We start from the raw sequence: 18,265 nt of genomic DNA, 5'->3' as shown, positions 1-18,265 counted from the left end.
TTAGCGTAAAAATAGCTTCATCAACATGCGTTGAATAAAGGTGCCATAGGGAGGATGGACAAACTTACCCGTATTGAAGCGGCCGCGGCTCAGTACGGTTTTAGCGTGGCTAAAGGTCAGGAATCCTTCTTTGCCATGGTAATGCCCCATACCAGATGGGCCTATGCCGCCAAAGGGCGCATCGTCGGCGGCAACATGGAATACTGTTTCATTGATACAAACGCCGCCAGAGTGAGTTTGCTGGAGGATTTTTTGTTGGTTTGCCTCATCAAAACTCATCACGTAGAGCGCTAAGGGTCTGGCGCGAAGATTGATGTAGCGAATCGCCTCATCTAAGGTGTCGTAACCGATAATCGGTAATAGCGGCCCGAAGATCTCTTCTTGCATCAATTGCATATCTTCAGTTGTGTGGGTAATCAGCTGAGTGGGGATTTTACGATTCAGGCTGTCTATCGCTTCATTTGAGGCTGAAATAATCTTGGCGCCTTTGGTTTTGGCATCCTCAAGCACAGCCATTAATCGATCAAATTGGCGAGCATTTATAATGCTGCCGTAGTCCTTATTCTTGGCAACCTCGCCATACATGGCCAGAAATTTTGCTTGATAGGCTTGAATAAAATCATTCACCTTAGCGTTAGGGCAAAGCACATAGTCTGGGGCTACGCATATTTGTCCTGCATTCAAACACTTACCATAAATCATTCGTTCTACCGCTATCTCTAGTGGCATATCGGGGGCGATAATCACCGGAGATTTACCACCGAGTTCAAGGGTAACTGGAGTGAGATTATTCGCCGCAGCGCGCATCACGTGGCGGCCAACCGTGGTGGAGCCAGTAAACAAAAGATGATCGAAGGGCAGGGCTGAAAACTGCGCGGCGACATCGGCTTCACCTTCAACAATGGCGACATGGGATTCATCAAACACTTCGGTCAGCAGTTGTTTGATGACCTTGTTGGTCGCTGGGGTAAATTCCGAGAGTTTGAGCATGGCGTGGTTGCCCGCAGCTATGGCTGTGACTAAGGGGCCAATAGATAACATCACGGGGAAGTTCCAAGGGACGATAATACCAATAACGCCCAGAGGCTGATAATGCACTTTGACTTGGGCTGGGGCGAGCAAAATGCCCGCATGACGGCGACTCGGTTTCAGCCATTTTTTGAGGTTTTTCAAGCTGTAATTGATGTTGTTGACCACTGGCATAATGTCTGAAATCAGACTGTCGTCTGTCGATCTATGGCCATAGTCTTGAGACAGCGCCTCTACTAGCGGTTGCTGATAGTTGAGCAAAGCAGTCTTTAGGCGCGTTAAGCGTTCTTTGCGAATTGCGTAATCAGGATTGGGCGCGGCTAAGTAACTTGCACGCTGACGTTGGAGTAACTCGGTTAACGGCGAGATTTGTGTTGGGTCTGTTGCCATGTTCATCGCGATACCTCGGGTACAAGTTTTAAAAAGAAAGTCGTTTGTTGTTCAAAAAAACATAAACCGACTGATTAGTCGGTTTATCCTAGCGACTTGCGTGATTTTGTGCAAGCATTCTGGTGCATTTATGAGCAAGATCACGGCCTGTCATAGGCTTTAATCTTACACTGAGAGCTGGATACTTGTTAGACAAGGAGTAAGTATGACTTTGTTAAAGCACGGAATTTCAGTTGGGATAGAGCGTTATGGTGACGATGACTTTTTTGTCGCTTTTAAAGCCATTGGCACCTTAACTCATCAAGATTATGAGGTGATGGTGCCCGTTCTCGAGGCTGCGCTCGCAGGGGTGAAAGATCCTGATATTTATGCCTTAGTCGATGTCACTGAACTTGATGGTTGGGAACTTCAAGCTGCTTGGGATGATCTAAAACTCGGGGTTAAGCATATTCGCCACTTTGAGCGGATTGCCGTTGTGGGAAAAACAACGTTTCAGGAAGTGATGGCAAAACTGGCAAATGGGTTAACGCCAGCCAAGGTTAAGTTTTTTGTCGACAAACTGGATGCTATTACTTGGTTAAAAGAAGAGTTGCACGATGACTAGCCATTAAGGAGAACAAATTATGCGTTCAGGTCAAATACTCTGGCCCACCGATTTTTCGGAAACTGCGGCCCATGCGCTACGCTATGCTATTGAAATGGCAAATCTATACCATGTAGGGTTAAAGATTTTGCACGTTGTTGATCAACCCATAGGTGATCAAAACTTTATGATTTTAGCGATCACTCCTGAGGAGTTAGCCAAGAGTATGGAGGAAGCGGCGGCAATTAAGATGCAGGCGTTACTCGAGGGACTTAAGACTGAGTTGCCAATTACCACGCTTATCCGCCGTGGCGATCCTGTCGAGCAGATTTTAGAAGAGGCGAATAGTAAGGATGTCGGCATGGTGGTGATTGCCAGTCATGGTCGGACTGGTATTTCGCACTTTTTACACACTAATGTTGCTGAAGATGTCGCCAATGGTGCTGTTTGCCCAGTATTGGTAGTGAAATAGTCTTTACTTGATAGATAACAGGGCGCTAAGGCGCCCTTTGTTTTTGATTGCTAAAGCATAATTAATTTAAAGCCATAGCGGTCTAGCCTGTTTTACTGTTATAAAATACACACTAAAAAGAGAAAGATGCGCCCTTGTGTTGGGCTATTCAACCTAAGCGATGGATATGATGATGCGTACTCAAGAAGTGTTATGCCCTACAGACTTTTCGGCAACAGCCGCCCACGCGTTAAATTACGCCGTTGAAATGGCTAATCTTTATCATGTAGATATCCGCTTACTGCATGTGGTGAGCTCCGCAAGAAGTGCCCATTGTTATGGTGTAGCGGTCGACACTCCGGCGACGATCGAGCAACAGCTGGCCGAGTTTGTCGAGGCAAAAATGCAGAGTTTACAGCAGCAAATGCAGCAGGGCTTAGCTGCAGGACTAAAGGTTAAATGCATCGTCCGCCATGGCGATGCAAGTGAAGAGATTTTAGCCGAATCAGCCGATGTCGGTATGGTAGTGATCGCAAGTCATGGCAGTAGTGGTTTAGTGGATTTTTTAAAGCACCATGTGAGCCAAGATATTGTCAGATTAGCTAAGTGTCCGGTATTGGTTGTTAAGTAACCAGCAGTCTAGGGAATTTGAGTAACGGCTATTTCTTATTCACTGTATATCCAGTAGTTTTATATTCACTGTATATCCAGTAGTTTTATATTCACTTGGTCAATATTTGGATTGATTCTTTATGCCCCTTGAACCTGCTACTACTCAGTCTATATCGAAACAACATAAGGCATTTTTACGTAAGCTATATTTAGCGCATTTAATGGATGATGATAGGCATAACCTGTTATCACTCAATAAGTTGACTGGAATGCCGCGGCGAACATTACAGGACTCTATCGCCGCTTTTGAAGACATAGGCATCCGTGTCGAGTTTATCCAAGATGGTAGCCGAAATAATACCGGTTATTATCGCATTTTGACCTGGGGGCCGATCAGCAGTGCTTGGGTCGATACTCATTTCGAGGAAATTGCCTCAATTATCGGCGTTGCTCCATTAAGTGAAACCGTGGCATTAAGTGAATCAGTGGCGTGAAAGAGCGCGGATTTTGGTTTGATACTGAAGCTAAGTTAACTCAAAGGACCATTTTGCCTGCGTTGCAGCATGATATTGCCGCCGACATCGCCATTATTGGCGCAGGCTATTCAGGGCTATGGACAGCCTATTATCTTAAGCAATACCAGCCCAATTTATCTGTGGCGATTCTTGAGGCTGATACCATTGGCCAAGGCGCTTCTGGGCGAAATGGCGGTTGGTTGATGGGCAGCTTTAGTGGGGATGTGGCCTATCTTAATCAGCTTCAAGGTGAGTCGCGCTTAATGGCAAAAGCCTTGATCCAACAAATCATTGCTGAAGTTGCCGCGGTTTGCGCCAAGCATCATATCGACTGTGATTTACACCATGGCGGCAATTTACGGGTGGCCGCGCGTTATCCTGAGCAATTAGCCAATATCCAAGCCGAATTAGCGCAGTGGCGTAGGCAAGGTTTTGGCGAAGCGGATATTCGCTGGCTAGATAAAACCGAACTCGATAAACAAGTCTCCATGGCCCACGGCCAAGCGGCACTTTATACCCCCCATTGTGCGCGGATCCACCCTGCAAAGTTAGTCTGTGGCCTCGCGGATGTAGTACAAAACTTAGGGGTTAAGATATTTGAGCAGACTCCAGTGACACATATCGAGCACTGGGGGGCGGCACAAACCCGATTACATACCCCAAAGGGAAGTGCGCGCGCCGCAATTGTCGTGCCCGCCGTTGAAGGCTATCTTCGCCAATTGGGTGAGTTGGGTCGATTCACCTTGCCTGTTCAGAGTTTACTGATCGCCACTGAGCCGTTAACGGACGAAATGTGGCAGGACATTGGTTTAGCTAATCGCGCGACCTTTAGTGATGCTAGCCGCATCGTTACCTATGGTCAGCGAAGTCCTGATAACCGCTTGATATTTGGCGCCCGTGGCGGCTATGGATTTGGTGCTAAAGTGCGGACTGAATTTGGATTTAATCGAGAGTGCTTTAATGCCCAATCTCCCGCTAGCGATCCTCAATCGGCGTTAAAAGGTGAATTTGGTTTTCGCTATCAGCTATTGTTGGCGTTATTTCCGCAATTGGCGGATGTGCAAATTACTCATGGTTGGGGCGGTACCTTAGCCTTAGCACGGCAGTTTGCGCCCCACGCTATTTACGATAAAAATGTAGGATTGGGGCTTATTGGAGGTTACGGCGGCGAAGGTGTTGGGGCTGCCAATCTTTTTGCCCGCACGTTGGTGGACTTGATCTTAGCGCGTGATACGCCGCTTACCACTATGCCTTGGGCTTTTAATGCCCCCATTCAGCAAGTATTAACGCCTTGGGAACCTGAACCTTTGCCGTGGCTCGCTTATCATGGCATGAACAAGATTTTTGCATGGGAAGATAGGCTTTACAGCCGTCCAAAGAGTGCGGCTTGGCAAAAAGGCTTAGCCAAGCGGCTCGCGAATAAATTAGAAGGCTTAATGAGTTAATCTTCTTATAAACCAGAGGGTTAATCAGTAATCCAGAGAGTTAATCAGGCCATTACCGAGTCATTTTTATTCATACACGATAACTACTCTGCTGATCCGATGATGTCAACCGAACAGTTTTTCCTACAGGGCCGCGTTAAGCTTGAGACGATTCCCCACGAAATGCGTATGTCCCATTGGGTGTACGCGCCAAAATTAACCGATATGAAAAGCGGGCAAGTGCTGCTCGATCTTATCGGCCAATGCTGGGATTGTCAGTCAGCTATTGAGCGGGATAACGCGCTTTGCCTAACACTCGATGGCTACCCCGATAGAGCCAACTGGCTTGAGTTGGCCTTTTTGCCCGATACGGGGCGAGTCCAGCTAAGGGCCGGCAATATCGACACTAAGGCGCTAATTACACAAGAGTTTCTACCACAGGAGCTGACTGGCTACTTTGATACGATACGCGCGAATCTCCTTCGTTAAAGGAAGATATATGCCCCAAAACCAAGCCAGCTAAGGACTAACAGGGCGATGGCAGCCCAAGCAATAGGAGTAAATTGAGTCTGTGGCAGCGAAAAATCTTCGCCATCATCCATCTCGCCAGCCGCGCTTACTTGTTGGTTTTTTGCCCTTAACTGTTGCTTTCTCTGTTTATCCCGCTCGCGAGCTTTGGCTTTTTGCAGTTTTTTATATTCGGCAATGCCCTTTTCAATCCCTTGGGCAATCAGCTTAGTTTGTTCTTTGGTTTGTCCTGGTTTTTGAGTGGCCTTCGCCATGGCTAAGGCATCTTGCTGGGTTTCGGTTGAGATAGTGGTTTTCATCTGTTCACACTGTGACTTTAGGTGTCTATTGCAGCGATTATACCCACAACTGTGCCGCTAAAGGCGCTAGTGAAGTCAATTTTGCATTAAAAAATCAGTGGGTAATCACCCTGTGGTGCAGGAATAAACTCAGGTTCGTAATCCCATACTTGGCGAATTATATCAATCGATAATGCATCGTTAGGTGTACCTTCACTGACGATTTCACCCTGTTTGAGGACGATAACTCTGTCGCTGTAACGGGCAGCTTGATTGAGGTCGTGCAATACCACAATCACAGTGTAGGCGTGCTTGTGGGCGAGATTTTTTGCTAGCGCTAATACTTTGTGTTGCTGCGCCAGATCCAGTGCTGAGGTAGGTTCGTCGAGCAGTAAAATAGGCGGGAAGGGGGATTGGCTTAACTGCGTTAACACCCTCGCCAGTTGCACCCTTTGTTTTTCTCCCCCTGAAAGCGTGGGGTAACTGCGCCGAGCTAAATGCAATACACCCACTTCGGCAAGCCATTTTGTGACTAACTGCTGCCCTTCTTTTTGACTCAAGGTTAAGGGATAAAGCCCCATTGCCACCACTTCATCAACGGTAAAGGGGAAGGTTAAGCTGGCATGTTGAGGCAGAACAGCGAGGGATTTTGCCAGTTCAGCCCTTGGCCAATCCACCAGTTGGCAGTGGCCAAGCTTGATGCTGCCTTGCGCGGAGGGGATCTCTTGGCACAGAGCCTTTAACAGTGTGGATTTGCCTGCCCCATTAGGCCCTAAAAGTGCGGTGACACTGCCCGGTTGAAATTGCACGCGAATGTTGTTCAACACCGCCTTATCGCCGATAGCGTAGCTGAGTCTATCCACGGTTAATTGAGTACGTTCAAAATGTTGTTTAGCGACGGGCGCAGCCGATAAGCTCATAGCCATGGAGTTCTCGCTTAGATTAATTTGCTGCGTTGTTGCAGGAGTAAAAAGATAAAGAAAGGCGCACCGATAAGCGCTGTGACTAAGCTGACAGGTAATTCGGCGGGGGGTAAAAATGTCCGCGCACCTATGTCAGCTAAGGCTAAAAGCGCAGCTCCCAAGAGGGCGCTCATGGGTAAAAGTCGTTTATGATCGGGCCCCAAAATCATCCGCACTAAATGGGGAACCACTAGACCAATAAAACCGATAATCCCTGTTGCGGCCACACTGACGCCTACGCCTAATGCACAGAGTAGGATGAGTCTTAACTTAAGACGGTCGACATTAATCCCTAAATGTCGGGCTTCAGCTTCACCCAGTAGCAGGGCATTAAGTGCCATGGCATCACGCTGAAAACGCCAACTCAGCAGCACTAATACCAGTAAACACAGGCCGACATATTGCCATTGAGCCCCCGCAATACTGCCCATTTGCCAAAGGGTTAAGTCACGTAATGCCATATCATTAGCGAGATAAGTCAGTACGCCTATGCCCGCTCCTGCTAGCGCTGCAATCGCCACGCCGGAAAGCAGCAATAACACCACAGATGTGCCTAAACCGTTACTCGCCAGACGATAAACGATCAGGGTTGTGGCTAACCCACAGAGAAAGGCGCCAAGGGAAATCATTAAAGATCCCACGTCGGGAAATAACACGATACAGATGGCCGCACCTAATGCGGCCCCCGATGACACCCCGATAATACCTGGATCTGCCAGTGGATTGCGGAATAATCCCTGCATCACAGCACCACATTGAGCAAGGATCGCGCCTACCGTAAGGGCTAACAAGGTTCTTGGTAGGCGCACGTTACTCACCACCAGTTGCTCATGGGGCGCAATATTGCCAATGCTTTGCTGGGTTGCCCAATTAAATACCGCACTGAGGGAGTCCATAAGACTAATGCTTACGGGACCGACACTCACCGAGAGTATACTGCTCAGGATGAGGAGCATCATCATTGTGGGCCAAAGCCAGCGATACTGTAACATGGTTATTTGCCCGCCGTTTTACCTTGGGTGAGCAGGGCATCTGCAAGCGTTTCGGCAGCACCAATGGCGCTAATGCCTAAGCCTCCCAGTAAAGCTTGCGGGGCAAGGGTTTGGATATGACCATTTTGGCCTGCGGGAGTATGCGCTAGTAGCGGCATCTCCTTTAATAGAGCGTGGGTTGTTTGACTGTTGGTTTGCGAGTCAGTTTTTTCGCTGCGGTTAGACAGTAAAATCACATCCGGTTGTAAGGCGAGAATGCCCTCTTGGGACAATGTCTTGTAGCCTTCAAAGTCTGCAATATTCTTTGCGCCCGATAGCGCAATAATAGTATCGGCAGCGGTACCTTTGCCACCGACCCGGGCTCCTCGTCCTTCCTGTAATAACATAAAGAGGATTTTTGGCTGAGCATTATGTTGGCTGAGTTGTTGTTTTTGCTTATTTAACTTATCTAGCCTTTGATGCAACTCCTGCTTTAGCGGGGCTGCTTTGTCTGTTCGGTTAAGCGATTGTGCCAGCGTATCGATATTGCTCATTAATTGTTGCTCATCGGCGCTTGAGGGTAATTGCACTACCTTGATATTGGCTTGTTTTAGTACGTTGAGGGTGGTTTCTGGGCCCATTACATCGGACCCCACGACCAGTGTAGGGCTGAGTGCCATAATGCCTTCAGCGGAAAGCATGCGGTGGTATCCCAGTTTGGCGACTGAGCTTAATTGTTCAGGCACATAGCTGGTGGCATCGACAGCCACTAACTCATCGGCCGCATCTAACGCCAGCACTAACTCGGTGACACCTGCCCCCGCGCTCACCAACTTTATATCCTGAGTTGCACTCCAAGCATTAAATGAAAAGAGTGCTGTGACTGCGGGGAGTAGACACAACCATTTATTGAATGCATTGCTATCGGTCGGTTGACTGAGTTTATTGAATCTATAACGTGCAGCTTGAAACAACATGGGTAAACTCCTGATCCATCTAAAAGCAAGGTCGAGGTGTTATCAGCCTTGCAGGGTAAACGGGTTAAAACACGATTGAGTTAAGGTTTAGGGTTAATGTTCCATCAAAATTTGGGTTTGATTAATGGCGTTGCCCTGCAAAAGTGCCAGTAGCTGCATTAGCGGTTCAACTGGCGCGGCCTTATCGGCAGCAATAATGACGGTGGCCTGTGGTTGGGCCGTTAACTGCGCTTCAAACGCGGTACTAAACGCGGTTAAATCAGCAAATTTTTCGCCATTAATCGCCCAGTAGGGTGAACTCGCCATAATATTGATGGCTATCGATTGCTTATGCTCGAGTGCAATAATGGCGCTGCTTGGGCTTTGAGGCACATCAACGGGTAAGCTCAGCAAACGGCTATTGGCGGTGAGTAACAGAAACACTAAAACAATAAAAATAATATCAATCAATGCCGTAAGATCGACGCTGGGGAGTGGCTCTAAGGCACTGATCCCCGCTTGGGGTAACGACGTGTGGTGAGTGCTTATCATGGCTGAGACTCAAGAGATGCTGCGTGTGGAGCGTTAGGTGTTTGATTAGCCTGATTTCCTCGAGCGAATGCCTGATATAAGTCCTGTTCAAGTGGTTGCTTGTCTACACCGGATAACCATAAGTTAATTTGATTCAGCACATGGCTCGCTTTTAAGCATTGGCTATGCGCCCAGATCCCGAATAAATGGGCGGCGGTAATGGTCGGCACCGCAATGATAAGACCTGCAGCGGTAGTATTCATCGCCAGACCAAGCCCCGCACTGAGTTGCGCAGGTGTGACTGGCCCTTGGGACTGGCCAAGTTGGGCAAACATGTCAATTAATCCAAGTACCGTACCGAGTAACCCCAGTAGCGGACTAATAATCCCTATCACTTGCAAAATCTTAAGGCCCGCTTGCAGCTCCCTTTGTTGTTTATTCAACCATAGACTGAGTAATTCTTCCCTGAGTGGTTTGGGTTGATGTGCTTGCGCTAACAGCAGTGTTGCGCCACGGGCCAGTAAATCCTGCTGATGGCTAGTTTTGGATAGTAACGCTTGAATGTTTTCGCTCGTCGGTTTGGCATCAGAGTGGCGTAGCTCTTTAACCCAAGCTTGTTTTTTTGGGGAGATTGACGCTGCGGATTGTTGTAAAAACAGTGCGCTACGCTCAAGGCAAATCATCAAGGCGAGGAATGCACATATCAGCAAAGGCCAGGTGAGTGAACCGAGCTGGCCATGTAGGGTAGAAAAGTCAGTCATAAACGGTGAGTCTCTATAGTTAGATCTGTTATCAAGCATTCAGCCAAATGCGTTGCAATTGGATTAGCGTGGTTAAGCACTGCATCGCCACAGGATCAATTTAAGGCGAAGCGAATCGGTACCCTCACCTTGTAATGGCTCGCCAGTTTTGGGCTTGGCGCCTCAAACTGCCAAGTCTCTACCGCCTCTAGTGCCGCTTGGTCCAGCAGGCTGACACCAGAGCTTTTGACTAACGTGAGGGCGAGTTGTTGTCCAAATTCGTTAAACATCACTTCAATTGTTGCGGTTCCTTCCAAGCCTTTTTTGCGTGCCATGCGCGGGTATGTAGGTTGGGGAGGTTGACTGGCAAAAGTGGGGGATGTGAGTTCAACCACGGTTTGATGAGGCGCCATATTGCTATCCATTGAATGCGGCTGCTCATTCAAACTTGGTGTGGGTTTGGTTGGCACTAACTCGGCGTGTGCCGCCATTTTTTCTGTGGATTTTAGATTGTCAGTGTTGGCGGTGTAGTGATGCTCCTGCGACTGTTTAGACTTTGGCTGCGCGATGGTTTTTTTATCAATTGATGCAGTAATACTTTGTTTTTGCTCAGTCTTACTTTGAACGTTTTTTTTAGGTGTAGATGTTGTCAGCTTTGGTTGAGCAGCTCGTGTCGATGGTGCGGTAACAGTGTGTACCAATGATGCGTGATGGGATTGGGTTTTGTTAACAGCGTTACGAGCAGCATCCGATGCCGCAGCTATTTGGGGTTTAGCAAAGTTTAAGGTAACAGGGTTTAAGGTAACACGTTGATGTGATTCACCCTGAATGGTCGGTGAATTGACTATTTTAAGCTGAGCAGGCGTAGGTTGCGAAGCTATAACCCCCGTTTGAATCGCAACAGTTAATGCGCCAAAAGCTAAATATCGTTTCGGTGTCACGGCAAACCTTCCAATTCCAAAAGCATTCACTCATCAATCATTGCTAATTAAGATACATAAGTATAAATAAGATCGCAAATGATAATGATTTCTATTTGATCAATTTTATATTCTCAGTTAGAGTGCCTGCAATTGCTAAAGTGAATGCTCAAAAAACTAGCAAAATGCCAAGGTGGGCGAATGACTGTTACGGGTCTTTTTAGATACTAATTGATTAATAAAATTAATAATTTGAGGAAGGTAATATGAACAAAAAGCCGTTAGTGATCGCCGTTGCGATGGCACTAAGTAGTACGGCGCTAAGTTTTGCGTTAGCGGCTGAAGAAGGCGTCAAACCCACTGCGGTTCAGAAGAGTGCTGAACAGGGAGTTGTCGAAACTGAATTTGATGAAGTGTTAGTGAGTGCGACGCGTTTGAGTGAGAAAGTGTCTGAAACCAGTCGAAGTGTTGCTGTTGTCGCAGAAGAGCAGCTTAACGTTTCACAGGCTTCATCGGTTGCAGAAGTATTAAAAAACGAAGCGAATATTAACTTAACAAATGGCCCAAGAGCGACCTCTCAGGGCGTCGAAATTCGTGGTTTAAGCGGTGATCGTGTTTTACAAACGATCGATGGTGCCAGGCAAAATACCAGTTCGGGTCATCGCGGTTCCTATTTTATGGACCCTGAACTACTTAAATCTATCGAGGTGATCCGTGGCCCTGCCAGTAGTTTGTGGGGCAGTGGTGCCCTCGGCGGCGTTGTTGCACAAAATACTAAGTCTGCTCAGGATTTTTTAGCGCCAAATGAAACCTTTGGTGGTTACCTAAAGCAAGGCTATGACACCAATGGCGACCGCACTAAAACCAGCGGTGCAGTCTATGGCCAGCAAGCGACAGTCGATTGGTTGCTCAATGGCAGTTATTTTGATTCCAATAATATTAATACCGGCAATGATGAAACCTTAGTCAACAGCGCTTCTTCAGGAAGCAGTGGACTGGCTAAATTCGGCTGGCAGGCAGATGAAGCCTCGCGCTTAGCGTTATCGGCAAGAGTTAACAAGATTAATGAATTGGTGCCAAGTAACCCTTCAGCAGCGGTGAGTAGCTCAGTGCCTTTAGTGCGCCGCAAAACGGACGATCAAAATATCACCCTCAATTACAGCTTAGCGCCAGCCAATAATCCTTATTTGGATACTCATCTGCAGGTTTATTGGAATAGCACAGATTACGACGAAGACCGTGTCACTAAAGGCCAATTAGACAGTACTGAATACCGCACCGTTGGCATTAATTTGAACAATAGTTCTCAACTCGGTAACACTAAGTTGACCTACGGTGTTGATGGCTATCGCGATACCCTTAAAACCGTCAGAGACGATAAGGGACAGGTTGGGCAGCGTCCTGAGGATATTGATGGCGAAACAACGGTATGGGGAGCTTTTACTCGGGCGGATGTGCAACTGACACAAACGGTAAACCTCGATGCAGCTTTGCGTTATGACAGTTTTAAAAACCAGAGTCATAACCTTAACGCATCTGCTGATGATACTGAGCTATCTCCTTCACTTGGATTAAGTTGGCAAACGCAGCCATGGCTGACCTTAAGTGCGCGCTATGATCAGGCCTTCCGAGCGCCGACGGTGGAAGAAATGTTCTCTAGCGGCACCCATTACTGCATCCCGCCGATCCCCGGATTCTTACCCAAAGGGTTATGTAACACCTTTGCGACGAATCCTAACCTAAAGTCTGAAGTGGCGCGTAATAAAGAGCTTAAAGCTGACTTTCGCTTCAATGAGTTAGCGGGTGATGATGAGTTAGCGATTACTTTAAACATCTTCCGTAACGATGTGGACGATTTTATTGTTCAGCAAGTCTCTAATCCGTATCGGGGAATACCAGGACTTGAGCAAACAACCTCGTGGAACAATGTGGAAGACGCTCAATTAACTGGCTTTGAACTCAGCGGTCGTTATCGCATCGGACAAACGCGTTTAGCGATGAATTATGGTCAAACCCGCGGAGAAGACCGTAACACTGGCGATTATATCGAAGGGATGCCAGCCAATAAGTTTAATGTCGACCTGTCCCAAGGGATTATGGAAGGCGATATGAAGCTAGGCACTCGAGTGACCTATGTTGCCAGCCAAACGAATACACCTACAGGCTACAGTGTTGCTAAGTATGATGAATACACCCTTTGGGATGTGTACTTAGCATGGGAGCCCGCGATGGGTGTGATGTCGGGCCTGAGAGTTGATTTTGCCATTGAAAACATTGGTGATGAGAAGTATCAGCAGGCGTGGCAAACCTTGTATCAGCCCGGCCGTAATATGAAGCTGTCTGCACGCTACATGTTCTAAGCCTTGGGATAGAGGATCTGCGAAATGACCCAAACAGTCGACATTGAAAACACGGATAACGTGTTGAGTCGCCGAGATTCAAATGCTGAAACCCAGCAAATGTTGCGACAACGATTTGAAACTCAACCAGATTTAATGCCTGCACAATTGGCCAGTGAGTTAGGTATTGCCGAGCTTGAGGTGGTTACCGCCTTACCTCAAGCGCAGCGAGTGTTTTTACCTTTGGCCCATATGGACGAGTTACTACAAAGCTTACCCGAGTGGGGTTCGTTAACCACCATAGTGATGCTTTCGGGCAGTGTATTTGAATTTAAAGGCGATTTTCCCCAAGGAAAATTTGCCCATGGCTACTACAACCTCTACAGCAAAGGGGATGGCTTACATGGTCATCTTAAATTGGATGGCATGCGGGCGATAGCCTTGATCAGCAGACCTTTTAGGGGCAGCGAGAGCCATTCAATTAACTTTTTTGGACCTCAGGGGGAGGTGGTATTTAAAGTTTATTTAGGACGTGACAAGCAAAGAGTGCTTTTTCCTGACCAAGTGCGCCGTTTTAAAGCGCTGGCCGCCACCTTTGCTGATTAACATTGATGAACGTAATTTATTGAGGAAACTAATATGAAGCCTGAAATTTCCGAGCAAGAACAGCGTTTAAGGGACAAACTGTTACCTGAAATTGAAACCTTTAAACAACAACGTAAAACCTTACAACTCGCCACCGTCGATACCGATGGTCAACCTAATGCCAGTTACGCGCCATTTGCATTAGCAGACGATGGTTTTTATATCTTAGTGAGTGACTTAGCGCGCCACGGCCACAATCTTAAACAGTCGACTAAAGTGTCTGTCATGCTGGTGGAGGATGAAGCTGAAGCAAAATCCGTATTCGCCCGCAAACGATTAACCTTTGATGCCATGGCTCAAGCGGTTGCACGTGATACGCCTTCGTTTAGCAAAGGAGTCAGCCTGTTATCTAAACGTTTTGGCGACATGTCGGATAATTTGGCGGCGCTGACGGACTTTAACCTGTACAAGTTAGCGCCCCATCAGGGATTGTATGTCAAAGGCTTTGGCCAAGCCTTTAGTTTGACAGGCAGCGAACTGCTTGATGTTAACTGGAAGCGCGATGGTCACCACGGCACGCCAAAAACGCCTGAAGATATGCAGGTAGCCTAAGTTAGCCTCGTTGATAGAGGTAAAACTGAATTGGTAGTTAACACCTTAATGCTTACCTAAATTAATACTGTCCATCATAAACCCGCTATCAATGCGGGTTTATTTTTGGCTTTGCTGTTCTTAGCCTTGAATTTTTACTTTGCCACCATAACTTAAGTTATCGTATGCGATTTCTTGTATGCTCAGTTCATTGTCATTTGTGCTAAGTTCAAGGTAAATAAAGTGCAAGGATAGTCAGAGTGAATAAATTACTCAGATATCCAAAGTATCTTGAGCATTTAAGTTGTTGGGTATACCGCCCACCGATTCGAGCATTCCACCTCTTCGACCATTATTGGAGTCCGCAGTGTCTCAACAATCTTCTTACGCCTCGGTTAGCCAGCGGGCGGTGTTACCTTGGATTTGGCAATTTCTTAAGCCCTATCGCCCGCGGGTTGTCGCGGCGATTGTATTCTTATTGATCGGTTCTTTGGCTTGGTTATCCCTCGGCCAAGGTGTGCGTTTGATGGTGGACGAGGGGTTTATTAAGGATAACGCCCAGCGCCTTAATGAGATCATTCTGTTCGTACTGGTGATTACTGCTGTGAGTGGCACTGCGGTGTTCTGCCGCTTTTATCTGATGACATGGCTTGGGGAGCGTGTCAGTGCCGATATTCGGCTTGCGGTTTACAATCAATTACTTAAGTTATCTCCGGCGTTTTATGCCAAGGTGCGTACTGGCGAGGTGATTTCGCGTTTTACCGCCGATTCCACTTTACTGCAAACAGTGGTCGGCTCGAGTCTTTCTATGGCACTGCGCTCCGGCGTGACGGTTATTGGTGGGCTGGCGATGATGGGAATCACCAGCGTGAAGATGACACTACTGGTGCTACTGGCGGTACCTTTAGTGCTTGGACCGGTTAGTTTTTTTGGCAGAAAGGTGCGCACCTTAGCGCGCGAGAGCCAAGATAGGGTGGCGGATCTCGGTGCCTATGTGGATGAAACCTTGCATGAGATCCACACAGTGCAGGCCTATGGCCATGAGGATAAGGACCGCAGTTTATTTAACGGCCGTGTCGAAGATGTGATGACCGCCGCCAGCGGCCGCATTCGTTACCGCGCGCTGCTGATTTCATCAGTGATGTTCCTCAGTATTGCCGCTATTGCGCTAGTGACTTGGGTCGGCGCCCACGATGTGATGTCGGGTAAGATGACGGGCGGCGAACTCTCAGCCTTTATGTTTTATGCCGTGATGGTCGCTGGCGCGGTTGCGACCATTAGTGAAGTGGTGGGGGAAATCCAACGCGCCTCGGGCGCCGCCGAACGTTTAATCGAGTTGGCTGAGACTGAGGTCGATATTCCGGCGCCGCTGGTGCCTAAAACTTTGCCCACGAAAGTGCGTGGCGAGCTGCAATTACATCAGCTGAACTTCCATTATCCCGAGCAAACTCAGTTAGTGCTCAGCGACTTAAACCTTGTAATAAATGCCGGCGAGCGGGTGGCTTTGGTCGGCCCGAGTGGTGCCGGTAAGAGTACCCTGTTTCAGTTATTGCAGCGGTTTTATGTGCCTTCATCGGGCAGTATCTTATTGGATGGGATTGATATTGCTGCGCTTTCACCACAGGATTTACGGGCACAGTTTGCGCTGGTGCCGCAGGATTCGGTTATTTTTGCCACCAGTGTGCTGGAAAACGTGCGCTATGGCCGCGTCGATGCTAGCGAGCAAGAAGTGATTGATGCCTGTATTGCAGCCCGAGCACATGAGTTTATCAGTGAATTTAGCGAGGGATATCAAACCTATTTGGGTGAGCGTGGCGTGCGTTTATCTGGCGGGCAAAAACAACGGATTGCCATTGCGAGGGCCATTTTAGCCGACAGACCCATCCTATTACTCGATGAGGCCACCAGTGCACTCGATGCCTTGAGTGAGCAAAAAGTCAAACAGGCGCTCGATGAGTTAATGGCAGGTAAAACCACGCTAATCATCGCCCATCGGCTAGCCACCGTAATTAATGCGGATCGGATTATTGTGTTTGATAAGGGGCGAATCGTTGCCAGCGGCAAACATCAAGATTTAATTAAAACCAATGCTTTATACCGCGAGTTTGCGACTCTGCAGCTATTGACGGATGAGGCTATGCCACTGAGTGATTAAGCCCTGATAAAACAAAACCCCAGAGGTTGATTCTGGGGTTTGTCTGGTTTATTAAACCTAGTTTTTAAGCTCTCTGCGCAAAATTTTACCCACGGTACTCTTAGGTAGTTGTGACATAAATTCAATCTGCTTAGGTAGCTTATAGGCCGTGAGTTGCTCTCGGCAGAAGTTGAGGATGGCAGTTTTTATTTTCTCATGATCTTGGCTGTCATCCTTCAGTACGATAAAGGCTTTAACCGCTTCCCCCGAGTGATCATCCTTTACGCCAACCACGGCGCATTCAATGATATTAGGGTGGCTAGCAAGCACATTCTCAACTTCATTAGGATATACGTTAAAGCCGGAGACAATAATCATATCCTTTTTACGATCAACGATTTGATGGAAGCCTTCCTCGTTAAGAATCGCAATATCCCCAGTCTTAAAAAAGCCATCGGGTGTCATCACATTGGCTGTTTCTTGTGGATTATTCCAATAACCTAGCATCACCTGTGGTCCACGGGCTGCGAGCTCACCAGCGGTGCCTTGGGTGACTTCGTTGCCGCTTTCATCTAAGAGTTTTACCTCAGTCCCGAGAACGGGTTTGCCAATCGTGCCGATCTTTTGATATCCCGGCGCATTGAGAGAGATTACAGGCGAGGTTTCTGACAATCCATAACCTTCGCTAATAGTATTACCAGTGGTTTGTTGCCACAGATTGGCAGCGGCGGCTGTGAGTGCAGTACCGCCAGAAATGGTGATTTTTAAATGGCTAAAATTTAGCGCTTTAAATTCGGGTTGATGGCAGAGGGCGACAAATAGAGTGTTAAGTCCCGCAAAACCGGTGAAAGGATATTTCGCCAGCGTTTTGATTAAGCCATTAATATCACGGGGATTAGGGATTAGTACTGAGCATCCACCGCATTCAAAATAAAGCACCAAGTTCACCATAAAGGCGTAAATATGGTAAATCGGCAATGGCGCGACAAAAATGTCTTCGCCTTCGCTGATCACGCTACCAATACGGGATTTTACCTGCGCCGCATTGGCAAGCATATTGCCGTGGGTCAGCATTGCACCCTTAGAAAGTCCCGTTGTTCCACCTGTATATTGCAGTGCCGCCAGATCGCTCAATGTTGGTACAAAGCGAGTAAAGGGTAACAGCGCACCTTGTTGTAATACATGACAGAATTCAACATTTTTAAGCCCTGTCTTGGGCTGAACTTGTGGGTCGATAAGATCTAACGGATGAGTCGAAATAACCAGTTCAATGGGGGTGGTTGCAACGACTTTGGCCAATGTTGGCAGTAAGTCCGATAACACCACCAATGCCTTAGCACCCGAATCATTAAACTGGTGAATGAGCTCACGTTCGGTATACAGCGGGTTGGTGTTGACAAGGATAAGGCCCGCTCGCAGCGCCCCATAGGCAGCGATGACAAATTGGGTGATATTGGGTAACTGGATCGCGATGCGATCACCAGGTTTTAAGTTAGTGTTATTTTGCAGATAGGCAGCAAAATAACGTGAGTCGCGTTCTATCTCATTGAAACTGCTATTTTTCCCCAAACAAGCATATGCCGTTTTATCGCCAAAGCGTTGGCTAGTGCGTTCGATTAAGTCTATGAGTGATGAGTACTTGCCAAGTTCGAGTTGTGACTCTTGATCGTATGCCATGCCTAACTACCTCAAATAGGTTTAGTCGTTATTATTATTTTAAAATCAA

Annotated in this window: 19 protein-coding genes; 10 read left to right on the top strand and 9 right to left on the bottom strand. The window is 47.5% G+C overall.

Annotated elements, in window-relative coordinates; genetic code table 11:
- A complete protein-coding gene (locus SO_RS17180; protein WP_011073478.1) occupies nucleotides 1–1,425 on the bottom strand; it encodes a coniferyl aldehyde dehydrogenase in 1,425 nt (474 codons plus the stop codon).
- 199 nt (nucleotides 1,426–1,624) lie between these two features.
- On the opposite strand from SO_RS17180, the gene SO_RS17175 reads away from it, so the two are divergent.
- The 6 genes from SO_RS17175 (at nucleotide 1,625) to SO_RS17150 (ending at nucleotide 5,493) form a co-directional block, all read left to right on the top strand.
- Nucleotides 1,625–2,023, top strand: a complete 399-nt coding sequence (locus tag SO_RS17175; protein WP_011073477.1) for a SpoIIAA family protein — start codon at nucleotides 1,625–1,627, stop codon at nucleotides 2,021–2,023.
- Nucleotides 2,024–2,042: 19 nt separating this feature from the next.
- A complete protein-coding gene (locus tag SO_RS17170; RefSeq protein WP_011073476.1) occupies nucleotides 2,043–2,474 on the top strand; it encodes a universal stress protein in 432 nt (143 codons plus the stop codon).
- Between the two features lie 172 nt (nucleotides 2,475–2,646).
- A complete protein-coding gene (locus tag SO_RS17165) occupies nucleotides 2,647–3,084 on the top strand; it encodes a universal stress protein (protein ID WP_011073475.1) in 438 nt (145 codons plus the stop codon).
- Nucleotides 3,085–3,205: 121 nt separating this feature from the next.
- On the top strand, nucleotides 3,206–3,559 hold the full coding sequence (locus tag SO_RS17160; RefSeq protein ID WP_011073474.1) for a winged helix-turn-helix domain-containing protein: 354 nt from the start codon (nucleotides 3,206–3,208) through the stop codon (nucleotides 3,557–3,559).
- Nucleotides 3,556–5,025, top strand: coding sequence for an NAD(P)/FAD-dependent oxidoreductase (locus tag SO_RS17155; protein WP_011073473.1), 1,470 nt, complete (start codon nucleotides 3,556–3,558; stop codon nucleotides 5,023–5,025). The genes SO_RS17160 and SO_RS17155 overlap by 4 nt, the downstream gene beginning before the upstream one ends.
- A gap of 99 nt (nucleotides 5,026–5,124) precedes the next feature.
- The gene (locus SO_RS17150; protein WP_011073472.1) at nucleotides 5,125–5,493 is read left to right on the top strand and encodes a hypothetical protein; all 369 of its coding nucleotides are present in this window, start codon (nucleotides 5,125–5,127) and stop codon (nucleotides 5,491–5,493) included.
- Here SO_RS17150 and SO_RS17145 read toward each other — a convergent pair.
- The 7 genes from SO_RS17145 to SO_RS17115 form a co-directional block, all read right to left on the bottom strand.
- Nucleotides 5,490–5,831 carry a DUF2956 domain-containing protein gene (locus SO_RS17145; RefSeq protein WP_011073471.1) on the bottom strand — a complete coding sequence of 114 codons (342 nt, stop codon included), beginning with the start codon at nucleotides 5,829–5,831 and terminating at the stop codon, nucleotides 5,490–5,492. The genes SO_RS17150 and SO_RS17145 overlap by 4 nt on opposite strands.
- An 86-nt stretch (nucleotides 5,832–5,917) precedes the next feature.
- Complete coding sequence (locus SO_RS17140) at nucleotides 5,918–6,736, bottom strand: heme ABC transporter ATP-binding protein (RefSeq protein ID WP_011073470.1); 819 nt, start codon at nucleotides 6,734–6,736, stop codon at nucleotides 5,918–5,920.
- 11 nt (nucleotides 6,737–6,747) lie between these two features.
- Complete coding sequence (locus SO_RS17135) at nucleotides 6,748–7,764, bottom strand: FecCD family ABC transporter permease (RefSeq protein WP_011073469.1); 1,017 nt, start codon at nucleotides 7,762–7,764, stop codon at nucleotides 6,748–6,750.
- Nucleotides 7,765–7,766: 2 nt separating this feature from the next.
- On the bottom strand, nucleotides 7,767–8,720 hold the full coding sequence (locus SO_RS17130; RefSeq protein ID WP_011073468.1) for a hemin ABC transporter substrate-binding protein: 954 nt from the start codon (nucleotides 8,718–8,720) through the stop codon (nucleotides 7,767–7,769).
- 93 nt (nucleotides 8,721–8,813) lie between these two features.
- A complete protein-coding gene (locus tag SO_RS17125; RefSeq protein ID WP_011073467.1) occupies nucleotides 8,814–9,251 on the bottom strand; it encodes an ExbD/TolR family protein in 438 nt (145 codons plus the stop codon).
- Complete coding sequence (locus tag SO_RS17120) at nucleotides 9,248–9,991, bottom strand: MotA/TolQ/ExbB proton channel family protein (protein ID WP_172966568.1); 744 nt, start codon at nucleotides 9,989–9,991, stop codon at nucleotides 9,248–9,250. The genes SO_RS17125 and SO_RS17120 overlap by 4 nt, the downstream gene beginning before the upstream one ends.
- Before the next feature lie 95 nt (nucleotides 9,992–10,086).
- Entirely contained in the window at nucleotides 10,087–10,911 is an 825-nt protein-coding gene (locus tag SO_RS17115; RefSeq protein ID WP_011073465.1) for an energy transducer TonB, read from the bottom strand.
- A 245-nt stretch (nucleotides 10,912–11,156) separates the two neighbouring features.
- On the opposite strand from SO_RS17115, the gene SO_RS17110 reads away from it, so the two are divergent.
- From SO_RS17110 to SO_RS17095, 4 genes are all read left to right on the top strand, one after another.
- On the top strand, nucleotides 11,157–13,250 hold the full coding sequence (locus tag SO_RS17110) for a TonB-dependent hemoglobin/transferrin/lactoferrin family receptor (RefSeq protein WP_011073464.1): 2,094 nt from the start codon (nucleotides 11,157–11,159) through the stop codon (nucleotides 13,248–13,250).
- A 99-nt stretch (nucleotides 13,251–13,349) separates the two neighbouring features.
- Entirely contained in the window at nucleotides 13,350–13,835 is a 486-nt protein-coding gene (gene hutX, locus SO_RS17105) for a heme utilization cystosolic carrier protein HutX (RefSeq protein ID WP_275450538.1), read from the top strand.
- 33 nt (nucleotides 13,836–13,868) lie between these two features.
- A complete protein-coding gene (hutZ, locus tag SO_RS17100) occupies nucleotides 13,869–14,426 on the top strand; it encodes a heme utilization protein HutZ (protein WP_011073462.1) in 558 nt (185 codons plus the stop codon).
- A 346-nt stretch (nucleotides 14,427–14,772) separates the two neighbouring features.
- Nucleotides 14,773–16,560 carry an ABC transporter ATP-binding protein/permease gene (locus tag SO_RS17095; protein ID WP_011073461.1) on the top strand — a complete coding sequence of 596 codons (1,788 nt, stop codon included), beginning with the start codon at nucleotides 14,773–14,775 and terminating at the stop codon, nucleotides 16,558–16,560.
- Between the two features lie 57 nt (nucleotides 16,561–16,617).
- On the opposite strand, the gene SO_RS17090 is transcribed toward SO_RS17095, so the two are convergent.
- Entirely contained in the window at nucleotides 16,618–18,216 is a 1,599-nt protein-coding gene (locus tag SO_RS17090) for a long-chain-fatty-acid--CoA ligase (RefSeq protein WP_011073460.1), read from the bottom strand.
- Between the last annotated feature and the right edge of the window lie 49 nt (nucleotides 18,217–18,265).

It is taken from the genome of Shewanella oneidensis MR-1 (assembly GCF_000146165.2).
Taxonomy (GTDB): Bacteria; Pseudomonadota; Gammaproteobacteria; order Enterobacterales; family Shewanellaceae; genus Shewanella; species Shewanella oneidensis.
Note: the sequence above shows the minus strand (reverse complement) of the source record. Positions and strands in the feature narration are given on the sequence as shown.

What these genes read in the sequence shown, in the direction of transcription:
- SO_RS17180 (WP_011073478.1), bottom strand. Translation starts at nt 1,425, where the DNA reads ATGAACATGGCAACAGACCCAACACAAATCTCGCCGTTAACCGAGTTA.
- SO_RS17175 (WP_011073477.1), top strand. Translation starts at nt 1,625, where the DNA reads ATGACTTTGTTAAAGCACGGAATTTCAGTTGGGATAGAGCGTTATGGT.
- SO_RS17170 (WP_011073476.1), top strand. Translation starts at nt 2,043, where the DNA reads ATGCGTTCAGGTCAAATACTCTGGCCCACCGATTTTTCGGAAACTGCG.
- SO_RS17165 (WP_011073475.1), top strand. Translation starts at nt 2,647, where the DNA reads ATGCGTACTCAAGAAGTGTTATGCCCTACAGACTTTTCGGCAACAGCC.
- SO_RS17160 (WP_011073474.1), top strand. Translation starts at nt 3,206, where the DNA reads ATGCCCCTTGAACCTGCTACTACTCAGTCTATATCGAAACAACATAAG.
- SO_RS17150 (WP_011073472.1), top strand. Translation starts at nt 5,125, where the DNA reads ATGATGTCAACCGAACAGTTTTTCCTACAGGGCCGCGTTAAGCTTGAG.
- SO_RS17145 (WP_011073471.1), bottom strand. Translation starts at nt 5,831, where the DNA reads ATGAAAACCACTATCTCAACCGAAACCCAGCAAGATGCCTTAGCCATG.
- SO_RS17140 (WP_011073470.1), bottom strand. Translation starts at nt 6,736, where the DNA reads ATGGCTATGAGCTTATCGGCTGCGCCCGTCGCTAAACAACATTTTGAA.
- SO_RS17135 (WP_011073469.1), bottom strand. Translation starts at nt 7,764, where the DNA reads ATGTTACAGTATCGCTGGCTTTGGCCCACAATGATGATGCTCCTCATC.
- SO_RS17130 (WP_011073468.1), bottom strand. Translation starts at nt 8,720, where the DNA reads ATGTTGTTTCAAGCTGCACGTTATAGATTCAATAAACTCAGTCAACCG.
- SO_RS17125 (WP_011073467.1), bottom strand. Translation starts at nt 9,251, where the DNA reads ATGATAAGCACTCACCACACGTCGTTACCCCAAGCGGGGATCAGTGCC.
- SO_RS17120 (WP_172966568.1), bottom strand. Translation starts at nt 9,991, where the DNA reads ATGACTGACTTTTCTACCCTACATGGCCAGCTCGGTTCACTCACCTGG.
- SO_RS17110 (WP_011073464.1), top strand. Translation starts at nt 11,157, where the DNA reads ATGAACAAAAAGCCGTTAGTGATCGCCGTTGCGATGGCACTAAGTAGT.
- hutX (WP_275450538.1), top strand. Translation starts at nt 13,350, where the DNA reads ATGTTGCGACAACGATTTGAAACTCAACCAGATTTAATGCCTGCACAA.
- hutZ (WP_011073462.1), top strand. Translation starts at nt 13,869, where the DNA reads ATGAAGCCTGAAATTTCCGAGCAAGAACAGCGTTTAAGGGACAAACTG.
- SO_RS17090 (WP_011073460.1), bottom strand. Translation starts at nt 18,216, where the DNA reads ATGGCATACGATCAAGAGTCACAACTCGAACTTGGCAAGTACTCATCA.